General features: G+C 69.8%; 14 protein-coding genes. 11 read left to right on the top strand and 3 right to left on the bottom strand.

Going from position 1 to position 15,676, the window contains the following annotated elements:
- Positions 1–22 precede the first annotated feature (22 nt).
- On the top strand, positions 23–832 hold the full coding sequence (dapB, locus tag ACTVZP_RS14120) for a 4-hydroxy-tetrahydrodipicolinate reductase (protein ID WP_443212789.1): 810 nt from the start codon (positions 23–25) through the stop codon (positions 830–832).
- 187 nt (positions 833–1,019) lie between these two features.
- Here the strand turns inward: dapB and ACTVZP_RS14115 are convergent, their stop codons facing one another.
- Positions 1,020–1,199, bottom strand: a complete 180-nt coding sequence (locus ACTVZP_RS14115; RefSeq protein ID WP_443212788.1) for a DUF1674 domain-containing protein — start codon at positions 1,197–1,199, stop codon at positions 1,020–1,022.
- 66 nt (positions 1,200–1,265) lie between these two features.
- On the opposite strand from ACTVZP_RS14115, the gene ACTVZP_RS14110 reads away from it, so the two are divergent.
- The 9 genes from ACTVZP_RS14110 (at position 1,266) to ACTVZP_RS14070 (ending at position 12,819) form a co-directional block, all read left to right on the top strand.
- Entirely contained in the window at positions 1,266–2,498 is a 1,233-nt protein-coding gene (locus ACTVZP_RS14110; RefSeq protein WP_443212787.1) for an RsmB/NOP family class I SAM-dependent RNA methyltransferase, read from the top strand.
- 33 nt (positions 2,499–2,531) lie between these two features.
- The gene (locus ACTVZP_RS14105; protein ID WP_443212786.1) at positions 2,532–4,226 is read left to right on the top strand and encodes a heparinase II/III family protein; all 1,695 of its coding nucleotides are present in this window, start codon (positions 2,532–2,534) and stop codon (positions 4,224–4,226) included.
- A 36-nt stretch (positions 4,227–4,262) separates the two neighbouring features.
- Positions 4,263–5,852 carry a bifunctional phosphoribosylaminoimidazolecarboxamide formyltransferase/IMP cyclohydrolase gene (gene purH / locus ACTVZP_RS14100; protein WP_443212785.1) on the top strand — a complete coding sequence of 530 codons (1,590 nt, stop codon included), beginning with the start codon at positions 4,263–4,265 and terminating at the stop codon, positions 5,850–5,852.
- Between the two features lies 1 nt (position 5,853).
- Positions 5,854–6,438, top strand: a complete 585-nt coding sequence (gene lspA, locus ACTVZP_RS14095) for a signal peptidase II (protein WP_443212784.1) — start codon at positions 5,854–5,856, stop codon at positions 6,436–6,438.
- Between the two features lie 53 nt (positions 6,439–6,491).
- Positions 6,492–7,019, top strand: a complete 528-nt coding sequence (locus ACTVZP_RS14090; protein WP_443212783.1) for a DUF3035 domain-containing protein — start codon at positions 6,492–6,494, stop codon at positions 7,017–7,019.
- Between the two features lie 78 nt (positions 7,020–7,097).
- Complete coding sequence (locus tag ACTVZP_RS14085; protein WP_443212782.1) at positions 7,098–8,444, top strand: M16 family metallopeptidase; 1,347 nt, start codon at positions 7,098–7,100, stop codon at positions 8,442–8,444.
- Positions 8,441–9,748: a M16 family metallopeptidase gene (locus ACTVZP_RS14080; protein ID WP_443212781.1), complete on the top strand. Its 1,308-nt coding sequence runs from the start codon at positions 8,441–8,443 to the stop codon at positions 9,746–9,748. The genes ACTVZP_RS14085 and ACTVZP_RS14080 overlap by 4 nt, the downstream gene beginning before the upstream one ends.
- A gap of 85 nt (positions 9,749–9,833) precedes the next feature.
- A complete protein-coding gene (mutL, locus tag ACTVZP_RS14075; RefSeq protein ID WP_443212780.1) occupies positions 9,834–11,672 on the top strand; it encodes a DNA mismatch repair endonuclease MutL in 1,839 nt (612 codons plus the stop codon).
- Positions 11,673–11,682: 10 nt separating this feature from the next.
- A complete protein-coding gene (locus ACTVZP_RS14070) occupies positions 11,683–12,819 on the top strand; it encodes a DNA recombination protein RmuC (protein WP_443212779.1) in 1,137 nt (378 codons plus the stop codon).
- A 147-nt stretch (positions 12,820–12,966) separates the two neighbouring features.
- Here ACTVZP_RS14070 and ACTVZP_RS14065 read toward each other — a convergent pair whose 3' ends face one another.
- Together ACTVZP_RS14065 and rpoE are read right to left on the bottom strand one after the other, a co-directional pair.
- Positions 12,967–13,608, bottom strand: coding sequence for a ChrR family anti-sigma-E factor (locus tag ACTVZP_RS14065; RefSeq protein ID WP_443212778.1), 642 nt, complete (start codon positions 13,606–13,608; stop codon positions 12,967–12,969).
- Positions 13,609–13,616: 8 nt separating this feature from the next.
- Positions 13,617–14,162 (bottom strand): RNA polymerase sigma factor RpoE, encoded by a 546-nt coding sequence (gene rpoE, locus ACTVZP_RS14060; protein ID WP_443212777.1) that lies wholly within the window; start codon positions 14,160–14,162, stop codon positions 13,617–13,619.
- A 220-nt stretch (positions 14,163–14,382) separates the two neighbouring features.
- Here rpoE and ACTVZP_RS14055 point away from each other — a divergent pair, with 220 nt between their 5' ends.
- On the top strand, positions 14,383–15,675 hold the full coding sequence (locus ACTVZP_RS14055) for an NAD(P)/FAD-dependent oxidoreductase (protein WP_443212776.1): 1,293 nt from the start codon (positions 14,383–14,385) through the stop codon (positions 15,673–15,675).
- Position 15,676 lies beyond the last annotated feature (1 nt).

Raw genomic sequence — 15,676 nt, 5'->3', positions numbered from 1 at the left:
TCCAAAAGCGAAGGAGCATGTCATGTCGGATCTGCCGGGTATCGTCGTCACCGGAGCCTCGGGCCGGATGGGGCAGATGCTGATGAAGATCGTCCTCGCCTCCGACAAGGCCCGGCTGGTGGGTGCGGTCGAGCGTCCGGGCAGCGATTGGATCGGGCGCGACGCGGGTGCGGCCATGGGTGGGGCCGCGGTGGGGATCACCGTGACCGACGACCCGCTGGAAGCCTTCGCCCAGGCACAGGCCGTGATCGACTTCACCGCCCCCGAGGCGACCATCCATTTTGCCGAACTCGCCGCCCAGGCCCGCGCTGTGCACGTCATCGGTACGACGGGGCTGGAGCCCGCCCATCTCGAGAAGCTCGAATGGGCGGCGCATCATGCCGTGATCGTGCGCGCGGGCAACATGAGCCTTGGCGTGAACCTGCTCACGCGGCTCACCCAGAAGGTGGCGGAGGCGCTCGACGCGGACTGGGACATCGAGGTGGTCGAGGCCCATCACCGCATGAAGGTCGACGCACCCTCGGGCACGGCGCTGATGCTGGGCGAGGCCGCCGCGCGCGGTCGCGGCATCGACCTCGACCACGAACGCGTGTCGGGCCGTGACGGCATCACCGGACCGCGGGCTCGGGGAAGCATCGGCTTCTCGGCCATCCGTGGCGGCGACATCGTCGGCGAACATGACGTGATCTTCGCAGGCGAGGGCGAGCGCATTGTGCTCCGCCACGTCGCGACGGATCGCGCGATCTTCGCGCGGGGTGCCCTCAAGGCCGCGCTCTGGGGGCAGGACAAGCAGCCCGGACAGTATGACATGGCGGACGTGCTGGGGATCTGACGGTCAACGAGGCGCCACGGCTCCGGCGAGCCGCCCGTGCCAGCCGGACGCGGCACCGACCCGCCTGCTGCGCAGGACCGCAACGCCGCTTCATTCTCGCAAAAATATCCCGGGGTCCGGGGCAGAGCCCCGGCGCGTGGCACCGCGCGCGACCGATGGCCGTTGACGGCCCACAGCCCTGCCCGGCTCAGAAGTCGATCGCGATGCCCTTCTTCTCCCAGTCGCCGAAGCGCACCGGCTCGGGCCCGTTCCGGCCGCCGATCTCCTTCGGCAGGTCCAGCGCCTTCGCCTGACGCCGACGCTCCTCGGCCTCGGCCAGTGCGCGCAATGCCTCGGGCGGAAGGTCCCTGCGGGTCTCGTCGGTCATGTCGCTTTCCTTGTAAGGCCTTTCCGCATGATATACCGCCGGGGAAGCACGGAACAAGGAGGCGGCATGGCGGATGGGGCGCGGGCTTTGGCGGTGGCACTCCTCGATGCCGTGCTGGGCGACCGGAAGCTGTTCGCGCAGGCGCTGGCCGATCTGCCCGCAGCGGCGGCGCCGGCCGAGCGCGCTCGCGCGCAGCGACTGGCGCTCTCGGTGCTGCGCCACCTCGACCCGGCGGACCGGCTCCTCGCGCCGCATCTGCGCAAGGCGCCGCCGCTGACCGTCCGCAACATCCTCCGCCTCGCGGTGGTCGAGATGGCAACAGAGGGCGCAGCCCCGCATGGGGTCGTGAGCTCCGCCGTGGATCTCGCGCGGCGGGGGCGGCGGACGCAACATCTGGCGGGGCTCGTGAACGCCGTGCTGCGCAAGCTCGCCCCGGCCACCTTCGAGGGGCTGCCCGCGCAACTCATGCCGATGTGGCTGCGTCAGCCGCTGGTCCGTCGCTGGGGGCGGGGCGTGGTCGCGGCCATCGAGGCCGTGCACTCCCGGCCGCCACCGCTGGACCTGACGGCCAAACCGGGCCTTGTCGCGCCGGGCGAGCCGCTGCCGACGGGCAGTTTCCGCCTGAAGGATGCGGGGCAGGTCTCGGCCCTGCCGGGCTACGAGGCGGGGGACTGGTGGGTGCAGGATGCGGCGGCGGCGCTTGCCGTGCGGCTGCTCGATCCGCAGCCCGGCGAGGATGTGGCCGATCTCTGTGCCGCCCCGGGCGGCAAGACGCTGCAACTCGCCGCCGCCGGGACGAGGGTGACGGCGCTCGACCTCTCCGAAGCCCGCCTCGGGCGGCTGCGCGAGAATCTCGCGCGAACGGGACTTCAGGCCGATGTGGTGGCGGCCGACCTCCTTGGCTGGGAGGGCGGGCCCTTCGATGCCATCCTGCTCGATGCGCCCTGCTCGGCGACCGGCACGATACGACGCCATCCGGATCTGCCCTTCGTGAAGGACGGCAGCGAGATCCCGGAGCTTGCGGCCCTGCAGGCCACGATGCTCGACCGGGCGCTGGGCATGCTGAAACCCGGCGGGCGACTCGTCTTCTGCACCTGCTCCCTTCTCGAGGAAGAGGGCGAGGCGCAGCTCGCCGCGCTGCTCGACCGCCACCCGGGCCTCTCGGTCGAGACGCCGGAGGTGGCCGGGGTCGAGCACGGGTGGTGGACCGACCGGGGCGGGCTGCGACTGCGCCCGGATTTCTGGGCCGATACGGGCGGCATGGACGGCTTCTTCATCGCCCGGGTGCGCAAGCCATGACCGGAGTTGCCGCAGGTGAAAACCGGTGCCGGCATGACTGAGACGAAGGTCACGCTGCTCGACCGGTTCGCGGCCCGTCGCGCCCTGCTGCGCCGAGGCGCCCGGCGCTTTGCATCCCTGCCCGAACCCGCGTGCCTCGGGCTGCCAGAGCGCGGGCGGTGGCTCGTCGCCGGAAGCCATCTCGTCGAGGGCCAGCTGGTGCAGGCGCCGGGAGTGCCTCCGTGGGACCTTCCCGGAGCGGATCCCGTGCGGCAGGCCGAAGCGCAGGCGTTCGACTGGCTGGACGACCTTGCCGGCCTCGGGAACGGGCCTGCCCGCCGGCTGGCCCGCGACTGGACCTTCCGCTGGATCGCCCTTTTCGGGCGCGGCCGGGGCCCCGGCTGGACACCTGCGCTGGCGGCTCACCGGCTGGGGCGCTGGATGAGCCACGCGGCCCTGCTGACCGAGGGTGGCGAGCGCGAGCAGGCGGTGCTGGCGCGGGCAGCCTCGCAGACCCTCCACTTCCTCGAACGGCGCTGGAGTGGCGCTCGTGGCCCGGCCCGGATCGAGGCGCTTTCGGCGATCCTCCGATCCGCCCTCGCGCTCGAGGGGATGGAACGTCATGTGACGCCTGCCGCCGTGGCGCTGGGCCGCGAAGCCGAGGCGCAGGTCGACGCCCATGGCGCCATCGCCTCGCGCAGTCCCGAGGGCTTGGCGGAGCTCTTCGCCATCCTCGCCGAGAGCGAGGCGGCGCTGACCGCCGCGGGACGGCCGGTGGCCGAGCCACACCGCGCGGCGATCCGCCGGATCGCGCCCGTCCTGCGGGCCCTGCGCCATTGCGACGGCGGTCTCGCCCGCTTTCACGGTGGCGGGCGCACCGTCGCCGAGCGTGTCGAACGCGCCCTCGCCACGGCCGCGGTAAAGGCCGTGCCCGCCGATGGCGCCGCGATGGGCTTCCTGCGCCTCTCGGCCGGGCGGACGAGCGTCATCGCCGACGCGGCGGATCCGCCACTCGGGGCGGAGGCCCATGCCTCGACCCTCGCCTTCGAGATGAGCTCGGGCCGGCGGGCCATTGTCGTCTCCTGCGGATCGGGTCGCGCCTGGGGCGCCGAGTGGCATCGCGCGGGGCGCGCCACCGCCTCGCATTCCACGCTGGCCGTCGAGGGCTTCTCGTCCTCGAGGCTCGGCCGGGCGGGCGAGGAGATGGCCGAACGCGCCCGCGTCGTTTCGGCGCACCGCCAGCGTGGGGCGGCGGGCGTGCAGTTGAGCCTGGTGCACACGGGCTGGGCCGAGACCCACGGGTTGACCCACCGGCGCGACCTGCTGCTCGCCCCGGACGGACGGAGCCTCTCGGGTGCCGAGACGCTCGCCGCGCTGACGCCGGCCGAGAAGAAGCGGCTCGATTCGGTCCTCAGGGCCGCCGGAGGGCAGGGCGTGGCCCATGCATTGCGCTTTCACCTCCATCCGGACGTGCGCGCGAGGATCGGCGCGGGCGGGCTCGGCGTGGACCTTACCCTGCCGAGCGGCGAGGGATGGAGCTTCCGCTTCGAGGGGGCGGCACGGCTGACGCTCGATCCTTCGGTCTATCTTGACCGTGCACATCTGCTGCCGCGGGCCACGCGGCAGATCGTGCTGCATGGCGTGCTTCGCGATGTCGAGTCCCGGATCGGCTGGACCTTGGCGAAGACAGAGGATACTCCGCTGGCCATTCGAGATCTGGACCCGCCCGATCCGCCGGATCGGCCGTGACCGGCCCTGACCTGGCTTTGACCTGGAGGCACTGTGATGACGAACCTTGTTCCCGTTGGCCGCGCCCTTCTGTCGGTTTCCGACAAGTCGGGGCTCCTCGACCTCGCACGCGCCCTGGCAGAGCTGGAGGTGGAGCTGATCTCGACGGGCGGAACCGCCGCCGCGCTGCGGGCGGCGGGGCTGAAGGTGCGGGACGTGGCCGAGGTCACGGGCTTCCCCGAGATGATGGACGGACGGGTCAAGACTCTGCATCCGATGGTGCATGGCGGGCTGCTCGCGCTGCGCGATGATGACGAGCATCTGGTCGCGATGGCCGCGCACGGGATCGAGCCGATCGACCTGCTGGTCGTGAACCTCTATCCGTTCGAGGCGGCGGTCGCGCGCGGGGCCTCCTACGACGACTGCATCGAGAACATCGACATCGGCGGCCCGGCGATGATCCGCGCGGCGGCCAAGAACCATCGCTTCGTGAACGTCGTGACCGACACCGCCGACTACCGGGCACTCCTGGACGAGCTGCGCGCCCATGACGGGGCCACGACGCTCGCCTTCCGGCAGAAGCTGGCGCTGACGGCCTATTCCCGCACGGCGGCCTATGACGCCGCTGTCTCGGCCTGGATGGCGGGCGCGCTGAAAGCCGAGGCGCCGCGCCGCCGCGCCTTTGCGGGCACGCTGGCCCAGACCATGCGCTACGGCGAGAACCCGCACCAGAAGGCCGCCTTCTATACCGATGGATCGGCGCGGCCCGGCGTGGCCACGGCGAAGCAGTGGCAGGGCAAGGAACTCTCCTACAACAACATCAACGACACGGATGCGGCCTTCGAGCTGGTGGCAGAGTTCGACCCCGCCGAGGGCCCGGCCTGCGTGATCGTCAAGCACGCGAACCCCTGCGGCGTGGCCCGCGGCGCGACTCTCGCCGAAGCCTATGCCCGCGCCTTCGACTGCGACCGCGTCTCGGCCTTCGGCGGCATCATCGCCCTGAACCAGCCGCTCGATGCGGCGACGGCCGAGAAGATCACCGAGATCTTCACCGAGGTGGTGATCGCCCCCGGCGCCGACGAGGAGGCCCGCGCGATCTTCGCGGCCAAGAAGAACCTGCGCCTGCTGACCACCGAGGGCCTGCCCGATCCGCTCGCACCGGGCCTCGCGTTCAAGCAGGTGGCGGGCGGCTTCCTCGTGCAGGATCGCGACTCGGGCCATGTCGATGCGCTCGACCTGAAGGTGGTGACGAAGCGCGCGCCGTCCGACACCGAGCTCGCCGACCTGCTCTTCGCCTGGACCGTCGCCAAGCACGTCAAGTCGAACGCCATCGTCTACGTGAAGGACGGCGCGACCGTCGGCGTCGGTGCCGGGCAGATGAGCCGGGTCGACTCGACCCGCATTGCCGCCCGCAAGTCGCAGGACATGGCGCAGGCGCTGGGCCTCGCCCAGCCGCTGACGCAAGGGTCAGTCGTGGCCTCCGATGCGTTCTTCCCCTTCGCGGACGGGCTGCTCGCGGCGGCCGAGGCGGGGGCCACGGCGATCATCCAGCCCGGCGGCTCGATGCGCGACGACGAGGTGATCGCGGCGGCGGACGAGGCCGGCCTCGCGATGGTCTTCACCGGTCAGCGGCATTTCCGGCACTGAGATGCGGCTGACGGCGCTCACCGCCCTGCTGACCTTCGTGATCGATCAGGCGACGAAATGGCTCGTCGTCTGGTGGCTCGGGCTGGCCGAAAGGGGCGCGATCGACCTCGTGGCGCCCTGGTTGACCTTCCGCATGGCCTGGAACCGCGGCATCAACTTCGGCGTCGGTTCGTCCGACGAGGCCATCGTGCGCTGGGGGCTCGTGGTGGTGGCGCTGGCGATCTCGGCCTGGGTCTGGCGCTGGGTGGGACGCAGCGCGCCATCGCGGCTCGCGCGGGTCTCGGGCGGGCTGCTGATCGGTGGTGCGCTGGGCAATGTCGTGGACCGTGTCCTCTACGGCGCCGTGGCGGACTTCCTGAACATGTCCTGCTGCGGCATCGAGAACCCCTACGCCTTCAACGTGGCCGACATCGCGATCTTTGCCGGCGCCATCGGCCTCGTCCTCTTCACGCGCGAGACGAAGCCGGCGCCCGACGCGTCCGGCAACGGGTCCGCGAAGACGGGTCGGCGCGCCGCGCCGAGGCGGAAGGCCGCATCGGGCAAGGACGACGCCGGCGGCAGGCCGGGCGGTGGAAAGACCCCGTGACGGCTCTGAACCTTTGCGCTAAAGACGGGCTCGAGGCAGCAAGGAGACGAGGCATGCGGGCAGCTCGAGGCGCAGGGGCGGGTGCGGCACTGGCGATGCTCCTGCTGGCCGGCTGTGGCGGAGGCGAGCCGGAGCTGATGAACCTGCGCTCCAGCGGACCGGGACCGGACGAATTCGGCATCCTGCCGGTCAAGCCACTCGAGATCCCGGAAACGATGGCGGCCCTTCCCGCGCCCACCCCCGGAGGCGCGAATCTCGCCGACCCGAACCCCCTGGGCGATGCGGTGGCGGCACTGGGCGGCAATCCTGCCCGCTCGGGCGTGATTCCGGCCGCCGATGCGGCCGTGGTGGCCCATGCCGGCCGCTTCGGCCGCGAGGCGGACATCCGTCCGACGCTCGCCGCCGAGGATTACGCCTGGCGTCGCGATCATGACGGCCGGTTGCTGGAGCGCGTGTTCAACGTCAACGTCTATTTCAAGGCCTACGAGCCGATGGCTCTCAACCAGCATGCGGAACTCGCCCGCTGGCGGGCCGCCGGCGCACGCAATCCCTCTGCGCCGCCCGTAGAAGCCGGCGAGTGATCACAAGCCCGTAGGGGGACTTGCGGCGGAGCGGTCCGACAGTAGCTTTCGCGCAGACCCATCTTCTGGAAGGACAAGATGATGCTGCGCCGTCTGGCTGTCTCGGCCGTCACCGGGCTGATGATCTCGCTTCCTGCCCTGGCCGAGACCGTGAGCGACTTCCGCCTGCAGAACGGTCTTGAGGTGGTGGTGATCGAGGATCATCGCGCGCCGGTCGTCACCCACATGGTCTGGTATCGCGTGGGCGCCGCCGATGAACCGCCCGGCCATTCCGGGATCGCGCACTTCCTCGAGCATCTGATGTTCAAGGGCACCGACGAGCTTGCCGCGGGCGAGTTCTCCGCGACGGTCGAGGCACAGGGCGGCGATGACAACGCCTTCACCTCCTGGGACTACACGGCCTATTTCCAGCGGGTTGCCGCCGACCGGCTCGACCTGATGATGAAGATGGAGGCCGACCGGATGCGCGACCTCCAGATGACCGAGGACGACGTGCGCACCGAGCGGCAGGTGGTGCTGGAAGAGCGCAGCCAGCGCATCGACAGCGATCCCGGCTCGGTCTTCGCCGAACAGAGCCGCGCCGCGGCCTATCTCAACCACCCCTACGGCATCCCGATCATCGGCTGGCGGCACGAGGTCGAGCAACTCGACCGCGAGGATGCGTTCAGCTTCTACCGGACCTACTACGCGCCGAACAACGCGATTCTGGTCGTTGCGGGCGACGTGGACCCGGCCGAAGTCCGGCGCATGGCCGAGGCGCACTACGGCGCGCTCGAGCCGACGAAGAACCTGCCCGAACGGATCCGCCCGCAAGAGCCGCCGCAGCTTGCCGAGCGCCGGCTGACCTACGACGACCCGCGGGTGGCGCAGCCTTATGTTTCGCGCAGCTATCTCGCTCCGGCCCGCGAGAGCGGTGCGCAGGAGAAGGCCGCGGCGCTGACCATCCTCGCCGAGCTTCTGGGCGGCAGCCCCACCACCTCGCTCCTCTCGCGGGAATTGCAGTTCGGGCCGTCGCCGAAGGCCGTCTGGGCTCAGGCCTGGTATGACGGCAACGCCATCGATTCGGGCAGCTTCGGTCTCGCCGTCGTGCCGGCCACCGGAGTGAGCCTGCAGGACGCCGAGGATGCGATGGACGCTGTCGTCGCGCGCTTCCTGAAGGAGGGGCCGGATCCTGAGGACTTCGAGCGGATCAAGACCCAGCTCGGCGCGCAGGACATCTACTCGCGCGACAACGTGGATGGTCTTGCCCGCCGCTACGGGGCGGCGCTGACGACGGGCCTGACCGTCGAGGACGTTGCGGCCTGGCCGGACGTGCTGCAGGCGGTGACGCCCGAGGACGTGATGACGGCCGCGCGCGAGGTCTTCGAGCGGCGCCACGCCGTCACCGGCTGGCTGATGCAGGAAGAAGAGGAGACGAGCCAATGATGCTGCGCCTGGCCTTCGCGCTGATCCTCTTCGCCCTCCCTGTCCGGGCCGATGTCGAGATCCAGGACGTGACCTCGCCCGGCGGGATCCACGCCTGGCTGGTCGAGTCGCACGAGCTGCCCTTCACCGCGCTCGAGATCCGCTTCCGCGGCGGCACCTCGCTCGACGCCGAGGGCGCACGCGGCGCGGTCAACCTGATGACGGGGCTGCTCGAGGAAGGCGCCGGCGATCTCGACGCGCAGGAGTTTGCGAAAGCCCGCGACGCGCTTGCGGCAAGCTTCTCCTTCCGCCCCTCGACGGATGCGATTGCCATCTCGGCCAGGTTCCTGACCGAAAATCGGGGCGAAGCGGTGGATCTGCTGCGCCTGGCGCTGGTCGACCCGCGCTTCGATCCCGAGGCGGTCGAGCGCGTGCGCGGGCAGGTGCTGTCGGGTCTTGCCTCGGATGCGAAGGATCCCGGTCACATTGCGGGCCAGACCTTCGACTCGCAGGCCTTCGGCGGCCATCCCTACGGCAGCGACGGATCGGGCACGCCCGAGAGTGTGCGCGGCCTTGCCCGCGATCAGATCGTTGCCGCTCATGACGGCGCGCTCGCCCGCGACCGGGTCTATGTCGCCGCGGCCGGCGACATCACGGCAGAGGACCTCGGCGCACTGCTCGACCGGCTGCTCGGCGATCTGCCGGCCGAAGGGGCGCCGATGCCCCAGCGAGCGGACTGGATGCTGGACGGCGGCGTCACGGTGGTCGAATTCCCGACGCCGCAGGCCTCGGTCCGGTTCGGCCAGCAGGGCATCAAGCGCGACGACCCGGATTTCTTCCCGGCCTATGTCCTCAACGAGGTCCTTGGCGGCGGCGGCTTCGGCTCGCGGCTGATGACCGAGGTGCGCGAGAAGCGCGGCCTCACCTACGGTATCGGCACCTATCTCGCGCCGATGGACCATGCCGAGATGATGATGGGCTACTTCGCCAGTTCCAACGCCACGGTGGGCCAGGCCATCGAGATCGTGCGGGGCGAATGGAGGCAGGCGGCGACGGAAGGGGTCACCGCCGAGGAGCTGGAGGCCACCAAGACCTACCTGACAGGCTCCTATCCGCTGCGCTTCGACGGCAACGGCCCCATCGCCAGCATCCTCGTGGGGATGCAGATGGAGGGCCTGCCCATCGACTATCCGGTGACGCGCAACGCCAGGATCGAGGCTGTGACGCTCGAGGACGTGAAGCGGGTGGCCGAGCGGCTGCTCAGGCCGGAAGCGCTCCATTTCGTCGTGGTGGGCCAGCCCGAGGGCGTGTCCTCGGACGGCTGAGACGGCTGCTGCCCCGGCGGACCGCGCTGGCCTGCCTGAAGGAACGCGGTGGCGAAGCTGCCACGATTCTGCTAAGGCTGGTGGCATGACGCTCCACAGCCCCAAGATAGGCGCTCTGCGCCCGGTGATCCGGCAACTCGATGAGGCTGCCATCAACCGCATCGCGGCGGGCGAGGTGGTGGAGCGACCGGCCTCCGCGGTCAAGGAACTGGTCGAGAATGCGCTTGATGCGGGTGCGCGGCGCATCGCGGTGGACATTGCCGACGGCGGCAAGACGCTCATCCGCGTGACCGATGACGGCTGCGGCATGACCGCCGCGGACCTGCCGCTCGCGCTGTCGCGCCACGCCACCTCGAAGATCGACGGGTCGGACCTGCTCGACATCCGCAGCTTCGGCTTCCGGGGCGAGGCCTTGCCCTCGCTCGCAGCCGTGGGGCGGCTCTCGATCACCTCGCGGGTGGAAGGCGACGAGGGCGCGCAGATCGCCGTCAGCGCGGGGAGGGTCGAGCCTGTGCGTCCGGCAGCGCTCGGGGCGGGCACCGTGGTCGAACTGCGCGACCTTTTCTTCGCCACACCTGCGCGGCTCAAGTTCCTGCGCACCGATCGGGCCGAGACACAGGCCATCGCCGAAGTCGTCCGCCGCCTCGCCCTGGCCGAGCCCGAGGTCGGCTTCACCCTCTCGGACCTCTCGTCGGGCGAGCCGCGCATCCTCTTTCGTGCCGAACCCGAGGGGGGCGATCTCTTCGACGCGCTTCACCGCCGGGTGGCCCGCGTTCTGGGGGCCGACTTCGCCGAGAACGCGCTCAGGATCGACGTCGCGCGCGAGGGGCTTCGCCTGCAGGGCTACGCCGCGCTGCCGACCTATTCGCGCGGCTCGTCGGTGGCGCAGTTCCTGTTCGTGAATGGCCGCCCGGTGCTCGACCGGATGCTGCTGGGTGCATTGCGGGCAGGCTACATGGACGTGCTGAGCCGTGACCGCTACCCGGCGGCGGTTCTGAACCTGATCTGCGATCCCCAGCGCGTCGATGTGAACGTCCATCCTGCCAAGGCAGAGGTGCGCTTTCGCGAAGCGGGCGAAGTGCGCGGGCTGATCGTCTCGTCGCTGCGCCATGCGCTGGCAGGGGCGGGGCACCGCGCCTCGACCACGGTTGCGGGCGAGACGCTCGAGGCCTTCCGGGCGGAGCCCGCCGCATATCCCGGCGCGCGGATCTACCAGATGGACCGCCCCTCGGCCGCCGCGGTGGCGCGCAGCTTCGCCTTCCAGGCTCCGCAGCCCGCGATGCCCGGCCTGGCCGAAGCGCCCGCGGCGCGGGTCGAGGAGCCGCCGGCCGAGACCGCCGAGGACCGTCCGCTTGGCGCTGCCCGTGCGCAGATCCACGGCAACTGGATCGTGGCCCAGACCGCGACGGGCATGGTGATCGTCGATCAGCACGCCGCGCATGAGCGGCTGGTCTACGAGAAGCTGAAGCGTCAGCGCGACGGAGCGGGCATCGCCCGACAGGCGCTGCTGATCCCCGAGATCGTCGAGCTTTCGCCTTCGGATGCCGCGCGGCTGCTGGAGGCGGCCGAGGAACTTTCAGGTCTCGGGCTCGTCATCGAGGCCTTCGGCGGCGGCGCGGTGGCGGTGCGCGAGGTGCCCGCGATCCTCGGACAGGTGCAGGCGGCGCCCCTCCTGCGCGACATCCTGGACGACCTGGCCGATCTCGGCAGTTCCGACCGGCTTCAGGCGCGGATGGATGCGGTGCTCTCGCGGATGGCCTGCCACGGCTCGGTCCGTTCGGGCCGCGCGCTCAGGGCCGAGGAGATGAACGCGCTCCTGCGCGAAATGGAGGCGACGCCGCTTTCGGGCCAGTGCAACCACGGCCGGCCCACCCATGTCGAGCTGAAGCTGGCCGACATCGAGCGGCTGTTCGGCCGGCGATGACGCCCGCGCGATGATCCGGATCGGCGACCAGACCTTCGGCTGGGACGACCCGATGGTGCTGGGCGCGGGCGGGGCGGCCCTCCTGTTCCTCATGCTGGTCCTGATCCTCAGGGCCGCGGGCCGCTCGGCGCGGATGGTCCGGCCGATGCTGCAGGAGCTCGGCTGGCTCGGCCAGCAGGTGCAGATGCTCTCCGACGGACAGGAGCGGCTGGCGGGCGGGCTGCATCACGTCTCCGAGGCGCAGGCCTCGACGCAGGGGGCGATGCTTCAACTGATGGAGCGACGTCTGGCCGAGGTGCAGCGTGGCATGGCCGAAAGCCTGCACGGCACCGCGCTCCGCACGGCGCGCTCGCTGGGCGACCTGCATCAGCGGCTCGAGACCATCGACCGGGCACAGGCCAACATCGAGAAGCTCTCGGGCGACGTGCTGGGGCTGCAGGACATCCTGTCCAACAAGCAGACCCGCGGCGCCTTCGGCGAGATCCAGTTGCACGACATCGTGCAGAAGGCCCTGCCCCCGGACAGCTACACGATGCAGGCCACGCTCTCGAACGGGAAGCGGGCCGACTGCCTGATCCACCTGCCCGAGCCTCCGGGGCCGATCGTCATCGACTCGAAGTTCCCGCTCGAGGCCTATGAGGCGCTGCGCGCGGCGCAGAACCCGGCGGTGCAGATGGAGGCGCAGCGGATGATGCGGGTGGCGCTGCGCGCCCATATCCGCGCCATCTCCGAGAAATACATCCTGGAGGGCGAGACGGCGGACGGGGCGATGATGTTCCTGCCTTCCGAGGCGGTCTATGCGGAACTGCACGCCAACTTCGGCGACCTCGTGCGCGAGGGGTTCGAGGCGCGGGTCTGGATCGTCTCGCCCACCACCTGCATGGCGGTGCTGAACACGATGCGGGCGGTGCTGAAGGATGCCCGGATGCGCGCGCAGGCGGGCGCGATCCGACGCGAGCTGGCCGAACTCGGCCGAGAGATCGATCGGCTGACGGATCGGGTGGGCAATCTCGACCGCCACTTCACCCAGGCGGCAAGGGACGTGGATGAAATCCGCATCTCGGCCGGCAAGGCCGGCAAGAAGGCGCGGCGGCTCGACAACTTCGACTTCGAGGATCTGACGGCGCGCGCCGATGCGGCCGAATGAACCTTGGTCATTCGCGCTTCGTGAAATGCAGGCAGGCGGCCTCGCCGACTTCCCCATCTGCCGTCAAGGTATGGCAACGACCGCGGACAACTTCCCGCGCTGCATGGCCCCGCACCGCGGTGGACCATGTGGCCGAAGTCGGAGGCGTCAGATCCGGAAGAAGGGCTGCACCAGCTTCGGCAGCAGGCTGTTGAAGCGCAGCGGCGCATCCGTCGCCGCGAGGCAGATGCAGTCGACCCCGGTCTCCGCCACCGGCGTATGCTCGAGTTCCTCGTCGGCGATCTCGAGATCGCCGGGGCCAAATCGGTCCGTCTCATCCCGGAAGGCGCCCTGCAGGACGAGTGTCAACTCCATCCCGCGGTGCCCGTGGTCGGGAACCGACTGCCCACCCGGTATCCAGAGCAGCCGTGCAAGCGCCTCTCCTCCGGTCGGCAGAATCGCCTGCCGCACCCCGCCGCCCAGAGACCGCCAGCGCACATCCTCCAGTCGGGCGCCGACATAGCCGGCAAGGGGCGCCGGTGCCCGCGGATCGGCCCGACGCGCGGGGCGTGGCACCTCGATCCGATTGTCGAGCCGGGACAGGACGGAGGCGAGGCTGCCCTCAGACATCGCGACGGGCATCGTGTCCGCCAGCAGATGGCCCCCTATGGCATCGAGCGCACCCGAACGGGCACGACATTCATCGCAGAGCGACAGATGCGTCGCCACCACCAGCGAGAAGGCCTCGGGCAGCGACCCCGCCGAATAGGCGGTGAGAAGGGCGTCGGAGAGGTGGTGCCTGATCGTCATGGTCTCACTCAACTCATGTGTTGGCGCAGCCGGTCCAGCGCGAGCCGGATGCGCGACTTGATGGTGCCCAGCGGAAGTCCCGTCTCGGCCGCAAGTTCCCGATGCGTGAGGTCGCCGAAATAGGCACGCTCGATCAGGGTGCGCTGCGCCTCGGGAAGGCGGGCGATCGCACGGCCGAGGCGTTCGCTCTCCTGCTGCATCTCGTAGACGTCAGCCTGGTCGGGCTCGGCATCGGGTCCCCAGAAGAGATCCTCGGGCTCGGGCTGCCGCGCCTTGCGGAGCCCGTCGATCCGACGGTTCCGGGCGATCGTGAAGATCCATGTCGCGACCGACGCCCGCGAGGGATCGAAGAGATGGGCCTTCTGCCAAATCGTAGCCATCACGTCCTGCACACATTCCTCGGCCTGGACCTCCGCGCTGCCGGATTTCATCAGGAAGCCCTTCAGCCTTGGAGCGAAGTGCTGGAAAATCACCGCGAAGGCGGCTTCGTCCCGATGATCCCGGATCGCACGCATCAGCGCCATCCAGTCCGTTCCTTCACCCTTGTCCGTCACAACAGGCCTTTCCGCTCGTCGCCCACGGGAGAAGATAGGCAACCGATCTCCCGCTTGCATCCGCAATCTTCGGACGAACTCCGGTCAGGACCTTGTGCTCTTTCTACGCCGTGCGCGGCGACACGGATCAGCGTCGGATGAAGAAAATGCGCATCCGCACTGATCCGGCCCGGTTTACCCTGCGTATCCATGCCATTCGAGAACGGGGAAGGTCGATCGCATGCCATTCGAGACGTCTGAGTTCGCGCGCCGGCGCGTTGCGGTAATCGGTGGAGGGGTCTCGGGCATGGCGGCGGCACATCTGCTCGCCCGGGATCACGCGGTGGTGCTGTTCGAGGCCGAGAAACGCCTCGGAGGACATGCGAGGACGGTGATTGCAGGCAAGCGCGGCGATCAGCCCGTGGACACCGGCTTCATCGTCTTCAACAAGGTGAACTATCCGCATCTGACGCGCCTCTTCGACGAACTCGAGGTGCCCGTGGCCAGGAGCGACATGAGCTTTGGCGCCTCTGTGAGGGGCGGGCGGCTGGAATATGGCCTGAAGGACCTGAAGGCGGTCTTTGCCCAGAAGCGGAACATGGTCGATCCGCGGTTCCTGAACATGATGATGGACGTGCTGCGCTTCAACGCCCATGCGATGGACCATGCGGACGATCCGACGATGACGATCCGCGATCTGCTCGAGCGGCTGGATCTCGGCGACTGGTTCCGCGATTACTACCTGCTGCCGATCTCGGGTGCGATCTGGTCCACCCCGTCGCGCGGCATCCTCGATTTTCCGGCGCAGGCGATGATCCGCTTCTTCGAGAACCATGCGCTGCTGTCCCATGCCGGGCAGCACCAATGGTACACGGTCGCCGGCGGCTCGGTCGAATATGTGCGGCGGCTGCAGCTGTCGATGGCCGGGCGCGGGGTGGATCTGCGACTGGGGGCGCAGGTGGCAGCCGTCCGCCGCGAGGGGGGCGGAGTGCGCATCCGGGCAGAAGGCGGCGAGTGGGAGGCCTTCGACGAGGTCATCTTCGCAACCCATTCCGACGACACGCTGCGGCTCCTGTCGGACGCGACGGAGGAGGAGCGGGCGGCGCTCGATGCCATTCGCTACCAGCCGAACCGGGCGGTGCTTCACGCCGATACCTCGGTCATGCCGAAGCGGCGGGCGGCCTGGGCGTCGTGGGTGTATGTCGAGCCGGAGGATCCCCACGCACCGATCGACATCACCTACTGGATGAACTCCCTGCAGCCGATCCCCGAGGATGACCCGCTGTTCGTGACGCTGAACGGCAATCGCGAGATCCGCGAGGAACTGGTGCACGACGTGGTGACCTTCCGGCACCCGGTCTACGATCTGGGCGCGCAGCTCGGGGTGGCCGCTCTGAGGATGATGAACGGCCGGAACCAGACATGGTTCGCCGGCGCCTGGATGCGCAATGGCTTCCACGAGGACGGCTTCGCGAGCGCCGTGGATGTGGTCGAGGCGATGCGCGGCCGTGTTGCCTCGCCGGTCGCGGCCTGAG

Source organism: Rhodobacter sp. NSM, assembly GCF_052244495.1.
Taxonomy (GTDB): domain Bacteria; phylum Pseudomonadota; class Alphaproteobacteria; order Rhodobacterales; family Rhodobacteraceae; genus Cereibacter_A.
Note: the sequence above shows the minus strand (reverse complement) of the source record. Positions and strands in the feature narration are given on the sequence as shown.